14 protein-coding genes and 1 pseudogene are annotated in these 16,404 nt (G+C 71.3%); 7 read left to right on the top strand and 8 right to left on the bottom strand.

Annotated elements, in window-relative coordinates:
* Window positions 1-966 precede the first annotated feature (966 nt).
* On the bottom strand, window positions 967-1,851 hold the full coding sequence (locus tag BN1187_RS09315) for a DUF7916 family protein (RefSeq protein WP_040161095.1): 885 nt from the start codon (window positions 1,849-1,851) through the stop codon (window positions 967-969).
* Window positions 1,852-1,983: 132 nt separating this feature from the next.
* Here BN1187_RS09315 and BN1187_RS09310 point away from each other — a divergent pair, with 132 nt between their 5' ends.
* The 3 genes from BN1187_RS09310 to BN1187_RS09300 all read left to right on the top strand — a co-directional run bounded on the left by BN1187_RS09310 (window position 1,984) and on the right by BN1187_RS09300 (window position 3,557).
* The gene (locus tag BN1187_RS09310; RefSeq protein WP_040161093.1) at window positions 1,984-2,739 is read left to right on the top strand and encodes a YggS family pyridoxal phosphate-dependent enzyme; all 756 of its coding nucleotides are present in this window, start codon (window positions 1,984-1,986) and stop codon (window positions 2,737-2,739) included.
* 79 nt (window positions 2,740-2,818) lie between these two features.
* Entirely contained in the window at window positions 2,819-3,178 is a 360-nt protein-coding gene (locus BN1187_RS09305) for a DUF3072 domain-containing protein (protein WP_082034736.1), read from the top strand.
* Between the two features lie 25 nt (window positions 3,179-3,203).
* Window positions 3,204-3,557, top strand: a complete 354-nt coding sequence (locus BN1187_RS09300; RefSeq protein WP_040161091.1) for a metallopeptidase family protein — start codon at window positions 3,204-3,206, stop codon at window positions 3,555-3,557.
* Here BN1187_RS09300 and BN1187_RS14330 read toward each other — a convergent pair.
* Together BN1187_RS14330 and BN1187_RS14325 are read right to left on the bottom strand one after the other, a co-directional pair.
* Window positions 3,548-4,384 (bottom strand): HAD family hydrolase, encoded by an 837-nt coding sequence (locus tag BN1187_RS14330; RefSeq protein WP_052462555.1) that lies wholly within the window; start codon window positions 4,382-4,384, stop codon window positions 3,548-3,550. The two genes, BN1187_RS09300 and BN1187_RS14330, sit on opposite strands and share 10 nt — an antisense overlap.
* The gene (locus tag BN1187_RS14325; protein ID WP_052462554.1) at window positions 4,381-5,211 is read right to left on the bottom strand and encodes a hypothetical protein; all 831 of its coding nucleotides are present in this window, start codon (window positions 5,209-5,211) and stop codon (window positions 4,381-4,383) included. Before BN1187_RS14325 ends, BN1187_RS14330 begins: the two co-directional genes overlap by 4 nt.
* Window positions 5,212-5,283: 72 nt before the next feature.
* On the opposite strand from BN1187_RS14325, the pseudogene BN1187_RS09285 reads away from it, so the two are divergent.
* From BN1187_RS09285 to BN1187_RS09270, 4 genes and pseudogenes are all read left to right on the top strand, one after another.
* Window positions 5,284-6,438 (top strand): annotated as a pseudogene (locus tag BN1187_RS09285) (AAA family ATPase); the annotation flags it as partial.
* 424 nt (window positions 6,439-6,862) lie between these two features.
* Window positions 6,863-7,864: a DUF58 domain-containing protein gene (locus BN1187_RS09280; protein ID WP_040162818.1), complete on the top strand. Its 1,002-nt coding sequence runs from the start codon at window positions 6,863-6,865 to the stop codon at window positions 7,862-7,864.
* Entirely contained in the window at window positions 7,861-8,826 is a 966-nt protein-coding gene (locus tag BN1187_RS09275) for a VWA domain-containing protein (RefSeq protein WP_040161088.1), read from the top strand. The genes BN1187_RS09280 and BN1187_RS09275 overlap by 4 nt, the downstream gene beginning before the upstream one ends.
* A complete protein-coding gene (locus BN1187_RS09270; protein WP_040162813.1) occupies window positions 8,826-9,788 on the top strand; it encodes a VWA domain-containing protein in 963 nt (320 codons plus the stop codon). The genes BN1187_RS09275 and BN1187_RS09270 overlap by 1 nt, the downstream gene beginning before the upstream one ends.
* 34 nt (window positions 9,789-9,822) lie before the next feature.
* Here the strand turns inward: BN1187_RS09270 and BN1187_RS09265 are convergent, their stop codons facing one another.
* From BN1187_RS09265 to BN1187_RS09245, 5 genes are all read right to left on the bottom strand, one after another.
* Entirely contained in the window at window positions 9,823-10,770 is a 948-nt protein-coding gene (locus BN1187_RS09265; protein ID WP_052462553.1) for a GNAT family N-acetyltransferase, read from the bottom strand.
* A 62-nt stretch (window positions 10,771-10,832) separates the two neighbouring features.
* Complete coding sequence (locus BN1187_RS09260; RefSeq protein WP_097677351.1) at window positions 10,833-13,343, bottom strand: excinuclease ABC subunit UvrA; 2,511 nt, start codon at window positions 13,341-13,343, stop codon at window positions 10,833-10,835.
* 26 nt (window positions 13,344-13,369) lie between these two features.
* Window positions 13,370-14,050, bottom strand: coding sequence for an exonuclease domain-containing protein (locus tag BN1187_RS09255; RefSeq protein ID WP_052462552.1), 681 nt, complete (start codon window positions 14,048-14,050; stop codon window positions 13,370-13,372).
* A complete protein-coding gene (locus tag BN1187_RS09250) occupies window positions 14,050-15,912 on the bottom strand; it encodes a DUF294 nucleotidyltransferase-like domain-containing protein (RefSeq protein WP_040161081.1) in 1,863 nt (620 codons plus the stop codon). Before BN1187_RS09250 ends, BN1187_RS09255 begins: the two co-directional genes overlap by 1 nt.
* Window positions 15,913-15,950: 38 nt before the next feature.
* Entirely contained in the window at window positions 15,951-16,400 is a 450-nt protein-coding gene (locus BN1187_RS09245; RefSeq protein ID WP_040161079.1) for a hypothetical protein, read from the bottom strand.
* Window positions 16,401-16,404 lie beyond the last annotated feature (4 nt).

Below are 16,404 nucleotides of genomic sequence, written 5' to 3'. Positions count from 1 at the left end.
GCCAACGACGAGCACCGCGGCGACGATCGAGGTGCTTCCAGCATCCAGGGGGACGCTGCCGCGGCCCACGAAGCGCCCACGGATTGCGGCCGGGGGCGGCGCATCGGTCGGTCGGCCGAACTGATCGTCCGGCTGGACGCCGGCGAGCTGGATGAGCCCGCCCACGGAGTGGCGGCGGTCAAGCGGTGGGGCACGGTGCTCCTGCCTCAGCTGCAGGCCCTGCTGCGGGACGCCCATGTGATCGTGCGGCCGGTCCTTGACGTGACCGCGTCCGACGGCGTGGACGGCTACGTGCCACCCGCTGCGATGCGGCTGGCGGTTCAAGAGCGGAATCCGGTCGACGCATTCCCCTTCGGCGTCACGCCGTCGCGGCGCTGCGACCTGGATCACACCATGGCGTACGACTTCTCCGCTCCGGTCGGGGCACGTCAGGACGCGGCCGGGGAACCTGGCTCCCTTGTCTCGCTACGCGCACCGCTTGAAGACCCATGGAGGCTGGCGCATGAGTCAGCCCCGGCCGGGCGTTGTGGTGTGGGAATCCCCGCTCGGCTATCGCTACCTGAGCACCCCGGACGGAAGCGTTCTCATCGGTCGTCCGCCGCCGCGCGAGCAGGGATGGCCGCGGCGGCTATCCGACGAGGACGACGAACCGCTTGCCTCCGCCATGGGGCCTGGCCACGCCCCAGCATGAATCCGAACCGCCCGGCCCCGAGCACCCACGGGTGCCGGAGACCTTCAGTTCGCCGCGCCTGTCTTGCCGGGAGGACGTGACTCACGGACGCCGATGACCCCGCCCTGAACGGGGTCATCGGCGTGCCCGCATCGCTGGGACGGGCGCGGCTGCGGGTGCGCATCGCTGGGACGCGTCGACAGCGTCGCTCGGAACCTGGCGAACCTTGCTGGTGGCAAGCTGTCCAGCCGCTGTGCGGCGTCCATGGAGGGAAGCGGCACGAAGCGGGCTCCGGGTCAGCGCCGGATCGACCAGCCCATCCGCCGGTACGTGTGCCGGACGCCGCGGATCGCGACGGAGTAGTGAAAGACGTTCTCTGGTGCCGAAATGCCGCTGTAGCCACCGTCGCCGAGGTGATGGACGTCAGCGCCCGCCTGCTTGCACGCCAGCGCGATCGCCCGGATCGTCGCGGGATCGGCGCCCTCCTGGCTTGTGCCGATGGCGGTCAGCGCGAGCGCGCCGAGATCGTGGGCGGTGTCGATGAGGTGATGGATGTGCTCGGCCGTGATTCCCGGGACGGTGCCCGGGGCGGGCAGCAGCACCATGTCGGCCCCCGCCTCGACGAAGCCGCGGACGTCCTCGACGCCGACGATGCGCGAGCCGCTCTCGGCGAGCATGCCCGAACCGTGCATGCGGCCGCCGACCACCATGGCGGCGTCGCCGACGGCGTCCGAGACCTCCCTGACCGACGCGGCGATGGACGCGTTGTCGACGCCCGTCTTGGGGTTAGCCGTCACGACGATGAACTGGACGCCCAGAGCAACGGCCCGGCTGGCGTTGGCAGCGGTGGCGAGACGGCCCGCGGGGACCCCGAACGGCTCCAAGTTGATCCCGACGACGCGTCCGGTGAGCTCCTTGAGCGTCCGGATGACGTCGTCGGGCGCGCACTCGGGGAGCCCCGCGATCGACGGGGTGTCGACGTCGAAGAGGTTGCAGATGAGCAGGTCGGCGCCGAACCCGGCCACGAGTTCGGCGTTGGTGACGTCTTCGAGGAGCGGCTGGTAGGCCCCGATGGTCTCGGCGGCCATGACGCGTCCCTCGGACTCGCGGACGGAGTCCACCAGGTCGCGGCGATCGAGGGTCGTCAGTACGGACGAGGGCAGGTCGAGCAGGCGGGTCATAGCACTCCTCACAAGGGGTGGAGAACACGCTAGCAGGGGCGCCCGCGCGGACGCTGGTCTCGTCGCAGGGTGCTAGCGTCCCTAGCAAGCCTGAGCGCCCGGACCGCCCCGTCGCGCCGAGAGGAGACCCCGATGACAGTGCCGGCTCGCTACGAGACCGCAAGGACGGAGGACGACTTCGTCCGCAACCTCGCCGCCGTGCGCGACCGCATCGCGGCGGCCGCGCGCAGGGTCGACCGCGACGTCGCTGAGGTGCGGCTGCTGCCGGTGAGCAAGACGGTCCCCGAGGACCGGCTCCGGCTGGCGGTGTCCGCGGGCATGACGCGCTTGGGCGAGAACAAGGTGCAGGAGGCCGCTCGCAAGGCCGAGAACCTCGCCGACCTCGGCGTCGAATGGGCCGTGATCGGGCACCTGCAGACCAACAAGGCCAAAGACGTCGCGGCGTTCGCCAGCGAGTTCCAAGCCCTCGACTCGGTGCGCATCGCGGAGGCGCTCGACCGACGGCTGCAGGACGCGGGACGCGGCCTCGACGTGTTCGTGCAGGTGAACACCTCGGACGAACAGAGCAAGTACGGGTTGGCGCCCGCGGACGTGCCGGCGTTCGTCAAGGAGCTGCCGGCCTTCAGCAGCCTGCGGGTGAAGGGCCTCATGACGCTGGCCGAGTTCACCCCGGACGCGGACCGCGTCCGCGCCTGCTTCCGCCGTCTGCGGACGCTGCGCGATCACCTGCGCGAGGATGCCCCGGACGGGCTCAGCTTCGACGAACTCTCGATGGGCATGTCCGGTGACTACGAGCTGGCGATCACCGAGGGCGCCACGGTCGTGCGGGTCGGGCAGGCGATCTTCGGCTCGCGCCCGACGACGGACGCCCACTACTGGCCGCGCTGACTGCCCGATTGAGGACGAACGGTTCCGTGACTCACGAGGGTGTCGAGAACTGTCGGTGCCACTCTCTACAGTGGCCGACATGACGCAGCAGAACCTTCCAGATGAGAACAACGCCCCGATCTCGGGCGCGGACGACGTGATCGGCGCTGGTACGCCCGGTAACGCCGGCGGACCCGTGAAAGACCCGGAAGACTGGGTCACCGGCGACCAGCCCATGACCGACGCCCAGCGTGGCTACCTCGACAACCTGGCCAAGCAGGCGGGCGAGCAGTTGCCGGCCGACCTCACCAAGGCGCAGGCCAGCGAGCACATCGACCGGCTGCAGCAGGCCACCGGCGTGAACCAGAACACCGGGCAAGGCGGTCAGGGGCCCCAGCAGGGCCAGAACACCCAGCAGGGCCAGAACACGCAGCAGGGCAACCCCGGCCAAGCCAACTGAGCGCGGCGGGGTCGAGGGCGGCGGCATGGCGATCCACGTGGGGGCCGACGATTTCGACGCACTCGTGGAACAGGCGATCGACCAGGTCCCCGATGCGTTGTTCAACCTGCTCGAGAACTGCGTGATCCTCGTGGAGGACGACGCGCCGGCCGACATGCCGCGGCTGCTCGGCCTCTACGAGGGCATCCCGCTGACCTCGCGCGACTCGAACTACGCGGGCGTCCTGCCCGATCGCATCCGCATCTTCCGGCGGCCGATCCTCTCGATCTGCCACACCACCGAGCAGGTCGTGGAGCAGGTGTACATCACCGTCGTGCACGAGATCGCGCACTTCTTCGGCATCGGCGACGAGCGGCTGCACGAGTTGGGCTACGCCTGAGGGGTCCGTCCGGTGGGGTCGGCGCCGAGCAGGGCGAGGATCTGGCGTCCCACGCCGGAGTCCGCGTTGCTGCCGATGGTCTCGAACTCGCGGTGCAGGCTGGGGTGCGCCTCCGCCATGACGTAGCCGCGACCGGCCCAGCGAAGCATCGCCAGGTCGTTGGGCATGTCGCCGAACGCGATCGCGTCCGCGGGGTCGACGCCGAGCCGCTCGGCGACGAGGGTGAGCATCGCCGCTTTCGTGACGCCCGGACCGCTGAGCTCCAGCATCCCGAACCTGTCGTGGGTGAGTGAGTGCGTCACGGTCGCCCGCCCTGCGGCGATGGGCAGGGCGGCGGCCAGCATCGCGTCCGAGGTGAGCGTCGGATGGAACACGAGCAGCTTGACGACCGGGGAGACCCGCTCGAGCAGCGCCGGCAGCGTCGCGACGAGGACGGTCGGCGGCGCGTCCCCTTCATGGAGGTCGAGCGCGGCGGGCTCGCAGCCGAACAGGTCTCCCCGCTCGAGGGCGAACGAGCACCCCTGCAGCGCGCCGCGCAGGTCGTTCACCAGGGACAGGAGGTCGTCGGCGGGGAGGCCGCGCTGGGCGACCACCTCGCGCCGGGCGGGATCGTAGATGATCGCGCCGTTGCTGCAGATCACCAAGGGATCGGCGTCCGCGATCGCCTCAAGCACGCCGAGCCAGCGGGACGGACGCCCGGTGGCGACGACGAAGCGGATGCCGGCGTCCTTCGCCGCGAGGACGGCCTCACGGTTGAGCTCGCTGATCGTCCCGTCCGGGCTGAGGAAAGTGCCGTCCAGGTCGCTGGCGATCAACCGCAGCGTCACAGTTTGCTCGGCGGGGTCGGCGAGGTGCCCGGGCTCGGCGAACCGGACGCCGGGGACGGCGAGCCCGACTGCGGGGATGGCGATCCCGACTGGGGCGACGGCGAACCCGACGCGGTGGACGGGGAGCCCGAACCGGACGCGGAGGTCGGCACCGGCGGTGGCGGGCTCTGCGGCGGGGAGCCCTGGAAGATCAGGATCGCGATGAGCACCGCCAGGCACATCAGCAGCAGCATCAGCAGCCACGACGCCAGCACCGACATCCAACCCGCACGGTCGTCGCGTCCGGGCCACGGCAGCGGCCACAGCCGCCAGGCGCCGGGGCGACCCTGCTCGATCCAGTAGTGCTGGTAGTCGGGCCCGGACGCCCGCCCGACGTTCGGCAACCACGACAGGTCGATCTCCGCGAGCAGCCGCCTGCCCTCCTCCAGCGCCGCAGGGCTGCCGTCGTAGGCGAGCGCCACCCACGGCGCGAGCGGGGCGTCCTCGGGGCCGACGGGATCGTCGTCCTCGGGACGGAAGCGGCGTCCCAGCCGGCCCTCGTCCTGGCCGTGCCCGCCGCGGGCCAGCACCGTGTCGATGTGGAGCTTGTTCACGGCCCCTGCGAGGCGGTCGCGCGCCGCGGCGTCCCCGGCGGCGCCCTCGGACAGCAGCAGCACCATGGCCGGCGTGTTCTGGTCGTCATGGGCCTGGTAGACCACACCGGACGCTGCGGCGGTCAGCCGGGCGTCCAACCAGAAGTCGCCGACCTTCGGCGGGTCCGCCGGGACCAGCGGGGTCGCCTGCGCCGCCGTCGGCTCGTCGACCGGTTCGCTGGGCTGATCCGTCATGGGTTTCCAATCCGTCGTGGGCACGACCATTCTGCCCGACGGGGCGCCGAGGCCCTGACAGGGCGAGCGGGTATGGTACTTAGCGCCCGCCAACACCAGCCACCGGCCCGAGCTTGTCAGGAGACGTGCGTGACGACCTCCAGTGCTTCCGACGGATCCGAGATCCGCACCACCGAGAACCCGACGACGGGCTCGGCCGGGTCCGGAACGGGGGCGGGTGACACCAAGGCGTCCGCGCAGATCATCGGCGAGGCGATCGCGGAGGTGCAGCGCGTCATCGTCGGTCAGGAGCACATGGTCGAGCAGCTGATGGTCAGCCTGCTCGCGAAGGGGCACACGCTGCTCGAGGGCGTCCCGGGCACCGCCAAGACGCTGGCCGTTCGCACGTTCGCGAACGTGGTGGGCGGCGACTTCGCCCGCATCCAGTTCACGCCCGACCTGGTGCCGTCCGACATTGTCGGCACCCGCATCTACTCCGCGCAGCAGGAGAAGTTCGACATCTCCCTCGGCCCGGTGTTCGCGAACTTCGTCCTCGCCGACGAGATCAACCGCGCGCCCGCCAAGGTGCAGTCGGCGATGCTCGAGCTCATGGCCGAGAAGCAGGTCTCCATCGGCGGCAAGAGCTACCCGGTGCCGAAGCCGTTCATCGTCATCGCGACCCAGAACCCCATCGAGTCCGAGGGCGTCTACCCGCTGCCCGAGGCCCAGCGCGACCGTTTCCTGCTCAAGGTCGACGTCCCGTACCCGCGCGGCAACGAAGAGTTCGAGATCCTGCGCCGCATGAGCGTGCAGCCGCCGGAGGCCAAGCGCGTCCTCAACCCCGATCTGGTGCTCGCGCTGCAGGATCAGGCGTCCAACGTCTTCGTGCACAACCTCGTCGCCGAGTACGTCGTCCGGCTCGTCCTGGCCACCCGAACCCCCGCCGAGTTCGCCATGCCCGACCTGGTCCCGGTGATCCAGATCGGGGCGTCCTCGCGCGCGACCCTGGGGCTGGTCGCCGCCGCGCGGGCCGTTGCGCTGATCCACGGACGCGACTACGTGCTGCCCACCGACGTCCAGGCCGTGGCCAAGGACGTCATGGCGCACCGCCTCGTCCTGGGCTTCGACGCGGTCGCCGACAACATCTCCCCGGTGCAGGTGGTCGAGCGGATCCTCGCCATGGTGCCCGCCCCGACCCCGGTGTGGAACTCCGAGCAGCGCGCCCAGGCCCACACCCAGCACAGCTACTCCCCGCAGCCCTCCCGCCTGGCCGCCCTGCTCGGGGACCGGGTAGGCGTCCTGCCGGGGCGCGGCGGTGGCGCCTCCCGCCCGGCCGCCACCGCCGCGCCCCGGCAGGACGCCTACCCGGTCCCCGAGCAGGGCGGCCAGGCGGACTTCCCGCCGCCGGCCGAGGACGCCCAGCCGTACCCGTCCCAGGGCCAGCAGGGCTACGTGCCCCAGCAGGGCGGTTACCCGCAGCAGGGGCAGCAGCCCTACGGCCAGCAGGGCGGCTACCCGCAGCCCTACCCGAACCAGCCGCAGTACCCCGACCAGGGCTACCCGCAGGACGGGCAGGGCTACCCCGATCAAGGTCCGCGCCGCTGAGCGCGGGAGGTAGCCAGTGACCAACCAGGTGTCGTTCACGCCGCCGGAGGACGCCGATCTCGGCGCCCTGTCGTCGGTGCTGCGCGAGCCCACGCAGGCGACGATCCCGCTGAGCAAGCTCGCCCCCGAGGCGGCGCTGCGACGGCTCGAGCTGACGATCGTCCGGCGCATGGAGGGTTTCCTGCACGGCGACCACCGCGGCCTGCTGCCGGGTCCAGGCTCGGAGACCAACGATGCCCGGGTCTACGAGCCCGGCCAGGACGACGTCCGCAAGATGGATTGGGCGGTCACTGCCCGTACGCGGGTGCCGCACGTCCGTGACACCATGGCCGACCGCGAGCTCGAGGTCTGGGCGTTGCTCGACGTCACCCCGTCCATGAACTGGGGCACCGAGGGCGTCACCAAGCGCGACCTCGGCATCGCGGCGATCGCAACCATCGGCTTCCTGAGCCAGCGCATGGGTGATCGATTCGGCGGTCTGATCATGCGGCCCGACAAGATCGCCCGCATCCCCGCGCGCTCCGGGCGCACCGCGCTGTACGGCCTGTTGCGCCGCATGCTGGGCGAGCCGATCGTCCCCGACCAGAGCACCGGGCCGTTCGACCTGGCAGCCGGCATCGAGGCGCTGAACCGCATGCAGCGCCGCCGCGGCCTGCGTGTCATCGTCTCCGACTTCCTGTCCCCGGGCGACACCGAGCTCAGCCCCGACGTCGAGCCCGACTGGGAGCGTCCGCTGCGGCGGCTGGCCGTCCGCAACCAGGTAATCTGCATCGAGGTGCTCGACCGGCGCGAGGTGGACTTCCCGGACGTCGGCGACATCCTGATCCGTGACCCCGAGACCGACCTCCAGCGCTACGTCAACACCTCGGACGCCGGTGCCCGGGCCCGTTTCAATGCGGCGTCCCAGGCGCAGCGCGAACGGGTGCGGGTGGCGATCCGCCGCTCCGGCGCAGGCCACATCCAGCTGCGCACCGACCGCGACTGGGTGTTCGACATCGCCCGCTTCGTCCTGAACTACCGGCGCACCGCCGCCATGCTCCATCAGCCGCCACAGGGGGTGACCAAGTGACCGAGTTCTTCACCCAGCACTTCCTCAACCCCGAGCGGCTGTGGTGGTGGCTGCTGATCCCTGCCTTCGTCGCGTTGTACCTGTGGGCGTCGCGGCGCAAGAACCGGTCGGGCATGCGCTTCACGAACACCGCCGTGCTGAACGCGGTGGTGCCCGCGCAGTCGCAGTGGCGGCGGCACCTCGCGGTCGCGATGTCGCTGCTCAGCCTGGTGACGATCGTCGCCGCGTGGGCGCGTCCCAACGGCGTGGAGAAGGTGCCGCGGGAGCGCGCCACGGTGGTGCTCGTCATCGACGTCTCGCGCTCGATGGCGGCCAAGGACGTCAAGCCGACCAGGCTGGACGCGGCGAAGGCGCTGTCGAAGCAGTTCGTCCAGGAGATCCCGCCGCAGTACAACCTGGCCCTGGTGAGCATGTCCGGTAACCCGTCCGTGCGGCTCCCACCGACCACCGACCGTGTCATGGCGTCGCGTGCCATCGACTCCCTCGACTACCAGGACTCGACGGCGATGGGCGGTGCGATCTACGCCGCGTTGGACGCCATCAAGATGGCCCCGCGCGGGGACGACGGCTCGGTCGCGCCGGGCGCGATCGTCATGCTGTCGGATGGCTTCAACACCGCCGGACGCGCCCCGGCGCAGGCATCCGCGGACGCCGCGAAGGACAAGGTGCCGGTCTACACGATCGCGTACGGCACCGAGAACGGGTCGGTGGATCTGGACGGGAAGCGCGAGCGCGTCCCCCCTGACCGCGAGCAGATGCAGGCCATCGCGCGCGTCACGCACGGCCAGGCCTGGACCGCGGAGAACACCGGCCAGCTCGATCAGGTGTACCGCAACATCGCGTCCGAGGTCGGCTACGAGGAAGTCAAGAAGGAGGTCACCGCGACCTGGGCCGGCTACGGGCTGGCGTTCGCGGTGGTTGCGGCCCTGGCCGCCGTGTCCCTGGGAGCGAGGTGGCCCTGATGATCCCAAGCCCGATGTTCCTGCATCCCGAGCGGCTCTGGTTCCTGCTGATCGTCCCGGCCCTCGCGCTGCTGTACGTGTTCTTGATCCGACGCCAGCAGCGGCACACCCGGCAGTACGGCATCGACAACCTGCAGCGGGTGCTGCCCAAGCAGTCGGCGTGGAAACGGCACATCGCCGTCGGCGCGGCGCTGCTTTCGCTGGTGTCGCTCAACCTGGCGTTCGCGCAGCCGAAGGACGAGGTCGACGTGCCGCGGGAGCGGGCGACGATCGTGCTGACGATCGACGTGTCGCGCTCTATGGAGGCCACCGACGTCGCGCCGAACCGCCTGGTCGCGGCCAAGAGCGCGGCCGGCGGGTTCGTCGACATGCTGCCGCCCGGCTTCAACGTGTCCCTGGTGTCGTTCGCCGGGACGTCCGCCATCATCGTCCCGCCGACCACCGACCGCGGCATGCTCAAGCGGGCCATCGACAACCTGCAGCTGGCGCCGTCCACCGCGATCGGCGAGGGCATCTACAGCTCGCTGGACGCCCTGGCGCTGGTGCCGCCCGACCCCAAGCACCCCGACGAGCCGACGCCCGGCGCGATCGTCCTGCTGAGCGACGGCTACACCAACATCGGACGCCCCTCCGCCCAGGCCGCCAAGGACGCCAGGAAGGTCAACGCCCCCATCTACACCATCGCCTACGGCACCCCGAACGGCTACGTCGTCAGCGGCGGACGCCGGGAGGTCGTCCCCGTCGACCCGCGCGAACTCGCGACGGTCGCGCGGGAGTCCGGCGGTGAGGCGTTCACCGCCGGGTCGGACGCCGAACTGCGCCAGGTCTACGAGGGCATCGCCCGCTCCGTCGGCTACGAGAAGGTCGACAAAGAGGTCACCGAGCAATATGCCGGCGTGGCCTTGGCTCTGGCGGCGCTGGCGTCGCTGGCGGTGGTCTCGCTGGCCGCGCGCTGGCCGTAGGGCGGGCATCCGGACGGGGCGTCCTCGGATCGGGTCAGGGTGTCGGCCACACGTAGTCGACGCGGGACTCGGTGACGCGGAACCCCACCGACTCGAACGCGCGCCGCATCGGGACGTTCCCCACGTCGGTGTCGCCGATGACGGTCTCGCAGCCCTGCTTCAGGAGCGCCTGGGTGGCCAGCGACGTCAACCGGCCGGCGGTGCCGCGTCCGCGCTGATCCTCCGGGACCCCGACGAACGCGAGGCAACCGCGTCCGTCCGGCCAGACGGCGAACTGCACCAGCCCCACGACGTGGCCATCGCTGTCGAGGGCCAGGTGCAGCGAATCGGGGCCCTCGGCCGAGACCATGAACTCGAGTTCGGCCCGGGCGACGTCCGCGTCGGACATCGTCCGCAACTGGTGGCGCTGGTGGGCGTCCAGGGAGCCCATGACGATGCGCCGCATCAGCTCCAACAGCCACGGGTCGTCCGGGGCCACCTTCTGCAGGGTGAGCGTCGTCGGCAGCCGCAGCGGGTGCTGGTCGACCGTCACCTCGTAGCGCAGCCGGTCGGCCAGGTGGTGGAACCCGGCGTCGCGGATGGCCGAGTCGAGCCGGACGACTTCGGGGTGGTCGCGTGGGTCGTCGGACACTGGGCACGACAAGGCGACCTCCACCGGCTCCGGCTGCCCGCGCAACTCGTCCGCCGCCGCGCGGAGCAAGGCGACGGCGGCGTCCGGGTCGTCGGGCGGCAGGTCGATCAGGTCGAGGACCCAGCAGACGTCGCCCGCGCCTTGGCCCGCGACGAGGCCGCGCTGGGTGCCGTCCTCGTCGAGCGCCTGCCACGTCCACGCGGGGCGGCGGCGTCCGGAGTCGTAGGCCTCGCGTTGCCGATCGGCGTCGAAGAGTCGGTACTGGTTGGGAGTGTCGAGCGTGCGGGTTGCGCGGGAGAGCATCGCCACGGCCTCGTCGCCGTCGGCGGGATGCACGATCCGGTGTGCCATTCCCGCACCCTAGCTGAGCGGCCCTCGAGCGGTCAGCAGGCGCGGCGGGCGTCCTGAGCGTCTCAGCGGCCGAGGGTCCGGGCGATGAAGGGGCCGGTCACGCTGGCCGCGTCGCCGGCGACCTGCTCGGGGGTTCCCGTGGCGACGATCCGTCCGCCGGCCTCGCCGCCACCCGGCCCCAGGTCGATGACCCAGTCGGCGTTGGCGATCATGTCGAGATCGTGCTCGATGACGATGACGGTCGCGCCGTGGTCGACGAGGCGTCCCAGGACAGCCAGCAGGGTGCGCACGTCGAGCGGGTGCAGGCCGACGCTCGGTTCGTCGAAGACGAACAGGGCGTCGTCCTGACGGCGGTCCACGTGGCTGGCCAGCTTGAGGCGCTGCGCCTCGCCGCCGGACAACGCCGGGGTGTCCTCGCCGAGGGTGAGGTAGCCCAGGCCGAGGTCGACGAGCGTCTGCAGCTTCTTGCGCACAGGCGCGAGGTCGCCCACGAGGTCGAGCGCCTCGGCCACCGTCGCGGCGAGCACGTCAGGCAACGAGACGGCGCGGTCGCCCTCCGGCACCGGGCGTCGCACGTCGTCGGCTTGCGGCGAGTAGCGGCGTCCCTCGCAGTCGGGGCAGTCGATGTCGACGTCGGGCAGGAACTGCACGTCGAGCTCGACCCGCCCGGTCCCTTCGCAGCGCGGGCAGCGCAGCGAGCCGGTGTTGTAGGAGAAGTCGCCGGTCTTGAGGCCGCGCTCGCGGGCGTCGTCGGTGCGGGCGAACGCGCGGCGCAGGTCGTCCAGGACGCCGCTGTAGGTGCCCACCGTCGAGCGGATGTTCACCCCGATCGGGGACGCGTCGATCTGGTGCAGCCGGCGCACGCCGGGGGCGTCCAGGCTCGTCACGTGGGCGGGCAGCGGGCGCCCGTCGATCAGCGCCTGCACCCCGGGCACCAGCGATTCCAGCACCATCGTCGTCTTGCCCGACCCCGAGACGCCCGTGACGGCGGTCAGCCGGCCCAGCGGCACGGCGACGTCGAGGGCGTGCACGGTGTGCAGCGGCGCGGTGCTCATCGCCAGGACGCCCCGCTCGGTCATCCTGGACGCCTCCACGCGCTCCCGCACGACGACGTCGGCCTCGCCGGTGAGGAACGGACCCAGCCTGGACGCCTCGTCTGCCTCGACGTCGGCCACGCTGCCCTGGGCGATCACCTCGCCGCCGTCGCGTCCGGAACCCGGACCGATCTCGACGAGGTGGTCCGCCTCGCGGAGGACCTGCACGTCGTGGTCGACGACGAGCACCGAGTTCCCGTCGTCGAGCAGGTCGCCGACGAGGGCGAGCAGACCGTCGATGTTGGACGGGTGCAGCCCGATGCTCGGCTCGTCCAGCACGTAAAGGACGCCGGTGGTGCGGTTCCGGACGGCGCGGGCGAGCTGGACGCGCTGTCGCTCCCCGGTGGACAGCGTCGAGCCGGCCCGATCCAGGCTGAGGTAGCCCAGGCCGAGGCGCTCGAGCCGGTCGGCCATCCCGAGCAGGGTGTCGACGAGGCTGTGGGCCATCGAGCGCATGTCCGTGGGCAGCTGGTCGATGATCGAGGGCGCCCACGCGACCAGCTCGGCGAGGCTCTTCGCGCTGGCGTCGGCGAGGTTCAGCCCGTCGATCTCGGGGGAGCGCGCCTCGGGTGACAGCCGCGTCCCGTCGCAGTCGGGGCAGACCCCCTCGCGCAGGAAGCGGCTCACCCGCGCGAGCCGCTTCTCGTCCTTGGCGCGCCGCAGCTCCTCGGTGACGGTGAGCCGGGCGTTGCGGAACGTGAAGTCGAGGTCGTGGACGCCCTTCTTCGACGTGATCGTGATGTGCTTCTTCTCGGCCGGCCCCGCCAGGACGATGTCCCGTTCGCGGTCGGTCAGGTCGCGCCAGGGCACGTCGGTGCGGACGCCGAACTCGCGGGCGATGTCGGGCTGCACGTTGAACCCGAACATGTTCCACGGCACGACGGCACCGTCGTCCAGCGACTTGGACTCGTCCGGCACCAGCGAGGCGTCGTCGACGGTGCGGACGACGCCGGTGCCCTCGCAGGTCGGGCAGGCCCCTGCGGAGTTGAACGCCAGCGCCTCGGCGCCGGGCGCGGCGACCTGCGCGCCGCATTCACCGCAGAAGAACGGCACCTCGGCCGCGACGTCGATCGTCGGCGGGACGCGGTGCCCGTTCGGGCAGATGTGCGATGCCAGCCGGGAGAACATCAGCCGCAGCACGTTGAGCAGTTCGGTGGACGTCCCGAACGTCGATCGGACGCCGGGCACCCCCGGACGTTGCCGCAGCGCCAGCGCCGCGGGCACGTGGACGACGGCGTCGACGGTCGCGCGCGGGGCCTGCGCCATCCGCCGGCGCGTGTAGGTCGACAGCGCCTCAATGTAGCGGCGCGACCCTTCGGCGTAGAGCACGCCCATCGCCAGCGACGACTTCCCGGAACCGGAGACCCCGGCGATGCCGACGAGGCGTTGCAGGGGGATGTCGACGTCGACGTCCTTGAGGTTGTGGACGCGCGCGCCCCGGACCTCGATGTGGCTGGGCTGGCGGTGATCGTGGCTCACGGACGCCAACGGTAGCCCGCGGCGTCCTAGTCGGTGCGCAGCGACCTCAGGGTGGGGTCGCCGGTCATCTCGGCGACCTGCGCGAGGTAGAGCTCGGCGCCGGCGATGGCGTCGGTGAGCGCCTCGTGCGCCGTGTAGACGGGGAGGTGGTACCGGGCGCGCGCGTTCCACAGGCGCAGGGCGTCGCGCGGCGGCTCGGCGTCGAAGCCCATGCTGAGCTTGGTGAACATGATCCGCATGGTGTCGATGACGGGCGTCACGAAGGGGGCGCCGTAGAGCTGCTCGCACGCCCGGGACAGGAAGCCCACCTCGATGTCGGCGTAGTGCGCGATCAGCACCCGGCCGGCCAGCGCGGACAGCAGCGCCTCGGCGGCCTCCTCCAGCGGGACGCCCTGCGCAACCATGTCGTCGGTGAGCCCGTGGACGACCGCGCTCTGCCCGACCTCGGCGGCGCCGCGCACCAGCATGCTGCCGGCGCCGGCGAAGGTGAGGGTCGGGCCATCCACCCGGACGAATCCGACGCTGAGCAGGGTGTCGCGCGCCGGGTCGAGCCCTGTGGTCTCGAAGTCGACGCTCAGGCAGGGGAGTTCGGAGGCGGGCGTGGCGGCGTCCGGGAGCGGCGTCGCGTAGTAGTCGCCGAGCGCACCGCGGGCCTTGCGCCGCGCCTTCTCGCGGCGCCGCGCGGTGGCGTCCCCGAAACCGAGCATCACGACATCAGGTGGGTCTGGTGGGTGCGTGCCAGCGCGCCCTGCATGCGCCGGATGATCTGGAACGCGTCGCGCAGCGAGCGCCGGTCGAACGCGGTGAGCTCCAAAGGCAGGATGTGGTTGTCGGGTGCCTCGCCGCGGCGCAGCTGGTCGGCCTGATGCCGGATGCGGACGTGGTTGATGAACTCGAAGGCGTCCACGAGGTTCTCGGCGTTCTCGCTCGAGAGCGCCCCCGCGGACGCCGCCGCACGCAGCCGCGCGACCGTGTTGATCTGGGCCAGACCCCGGGACAACGACAGCAGCCGGGCGATCTGGACGACGGCGACGACGCCGCCGGCCTTCACGTCCAGCGTGTTGCGGTGCTCGCCGTGGTCGGACAGCACGAAGTCGCGGAAGAACCCGATCGGCGGCTTCCAGTCGTTGGCTTGTTTGGCGAGATGGCCGAGGAAGCGGGTCGCGCCGGCCGTCCTGGACACCACAGCCGAGTGCAGCCGGCTGAACAGCGCGTTGTCGCCGTAGAGCGGGCGCATGTCGAAGAAGGTCTGCGCGTGCAGGAGGGCGTCCGGGTCGGGCTCGTTGATCCAGCCGGCGAAGTACCGGCTCCACTGGGTGATCGGCACCCGCCACCGCGGGTTGGAGGCCATCATGTCGCCGGGACAACGCGGGTAGCCGCACGCCTCGAGACCGGCGACGACCTGCTCGGTGAGGCGGGCGAAGTAGTCGGCGTGCGCCTCGTCGTAGTCGTCGGCCAGGATGAGCGCCGAGTCCTGGTCGGAGCCCAACCCCTGCTCGAGTCGTCCCTGGGAGCCGAGGGCGACCCAGCAGTAACGCACAGGCGGGGCGCCGAACTCGGCCTCGGCGAAGTTCAGCAGCCGGCGGGTCAGCGCGTCCCCGACGGCGGAGACGACGCGGCCGATGTCCTCGGCGGTGGCGTCCTGGTCGACGAGCGACGTGACGACGGCGGGCAGCCGGGCGGCCGTCCGCTTCAGTCCGTCGAGCGTCGTCTGGTTGGCGATGTCGCCGACGAGGTAGACGGGGTTGGTCTGCTCCAGGCGCATGAGGTCGCCTGCCGAGACCATGCCCACGACACGCTCGCCGTCCACGACCGGCATGTGGTGGAAGCCGTGGGCGATGATCTCCATCAGCACCTCCATCGCCAGGGCGTCCGCTTCGACGGTGTGGGGGTGCGGGGTCATGATGTCGGTGATCGGTCCGGCGGGATCGCGGTCGGCGGCCAGCACCTTCGAACGCAGGTCGCGGTCGGTGACGATGCCGAGCAGGCGGTCGTCGTCCATGACGAGGATCGCGGAGACCCGCGCGTCGCTCATGATCCCCGCCACCTCCCGGATGGACGCCCCCGGCGCGGCCGTCACCGGCGCCCGCCGGACGATCTCGCTGACCCGGGTCTTCATCAGGGTGGCGCCGGCGTCGTCCATGTGGATCGACTCGACGGCCGAGCGCAGCCTGCCGGCCTGCTGTTGCATGAAGAACCGGGCGAAGGCCGGCTGCTCGTGCAGGAGCTCACGAAACGTCTCGCCGGGCATCAACAGGCAGAGGGAATCCTCGGTGGCGGTCATCGTGAACGAGGACGCCTGCCCCGACATCACGCTCGACATGCCGAAGCAGGTGCCGAGGTCGGAGCGCTCGACCAGCGACCCGTGCGCGTCGATGATGTCGACCGCGCCCGAGCGCAGCACGAACATCGTGTCGTTGGCCTGGCCGACGTGCACCAGCGTGGTGCCGCGGCGGTAGTAGCGGGCGCTGAGCCGCTGCGGGAGTTCGTTGAGCACAGGGCGTGGCAGCTCGCTGAACGGGGCGTGCCCCGCGAGGAAGTCGCGCACCTCGGCCAGTTCGACGTCCATGACCGAATCGAACCCTGCCGCGCGCGCCCTGTCCAGCCTCAGCGGGCGGACGTGTCCCCGCCCGTCGTCGTCTCGCCGGCGATCGTGTCGTCGGAGAACTGCAGGAGCTCGAGCAGCAGCGCGTCCACCTGGTCGGAGATCGCCCTCAGCTGGCGGCTGCGCTGGCGTCCGGTGTAGGCGCGCAGAACGAGCGTGCGCTTGGTCTCGAGGGCTGCGAGGCGGGGCTTCCAGCCCTGGGCGCGGTCGAAGGCCGGGTCGCCGGGGGTGAGCTTGGCGAGCTCGTCGTTGAGGACGTCGATCTTGGCCGCGAGGCGTCCCTCGGCGGTGCGCTTGCGGGCGGCGGAGGTGAGTCCCGCCAGGAGCTCGCGGGCCTGCGCGGACTTCTGCGGGTCGTTGAGCAGATTGACCACCGCGGTGACGACGGTGGCGCCGTAGACGCTGACGAGGGCGGTTGCGCCCTTCGCCAGAGCGGCGGGGATCTTCGGCACGGCT

It is taken from the genome of Nigerium massiliense (assembly GCF_000826085.1).
GTDB lineage: Bacteria > Actinomycetota > Actinomycetes > Propionibacteriales > Propionibacteriaceae > Propioniciclava > Propioniciclava massiliense.
The sequence above is the reverse complement of the archived record's forward strand: the minus strand, read 5'-3'. Positions and strand labels throughout refer to the sequence as shown.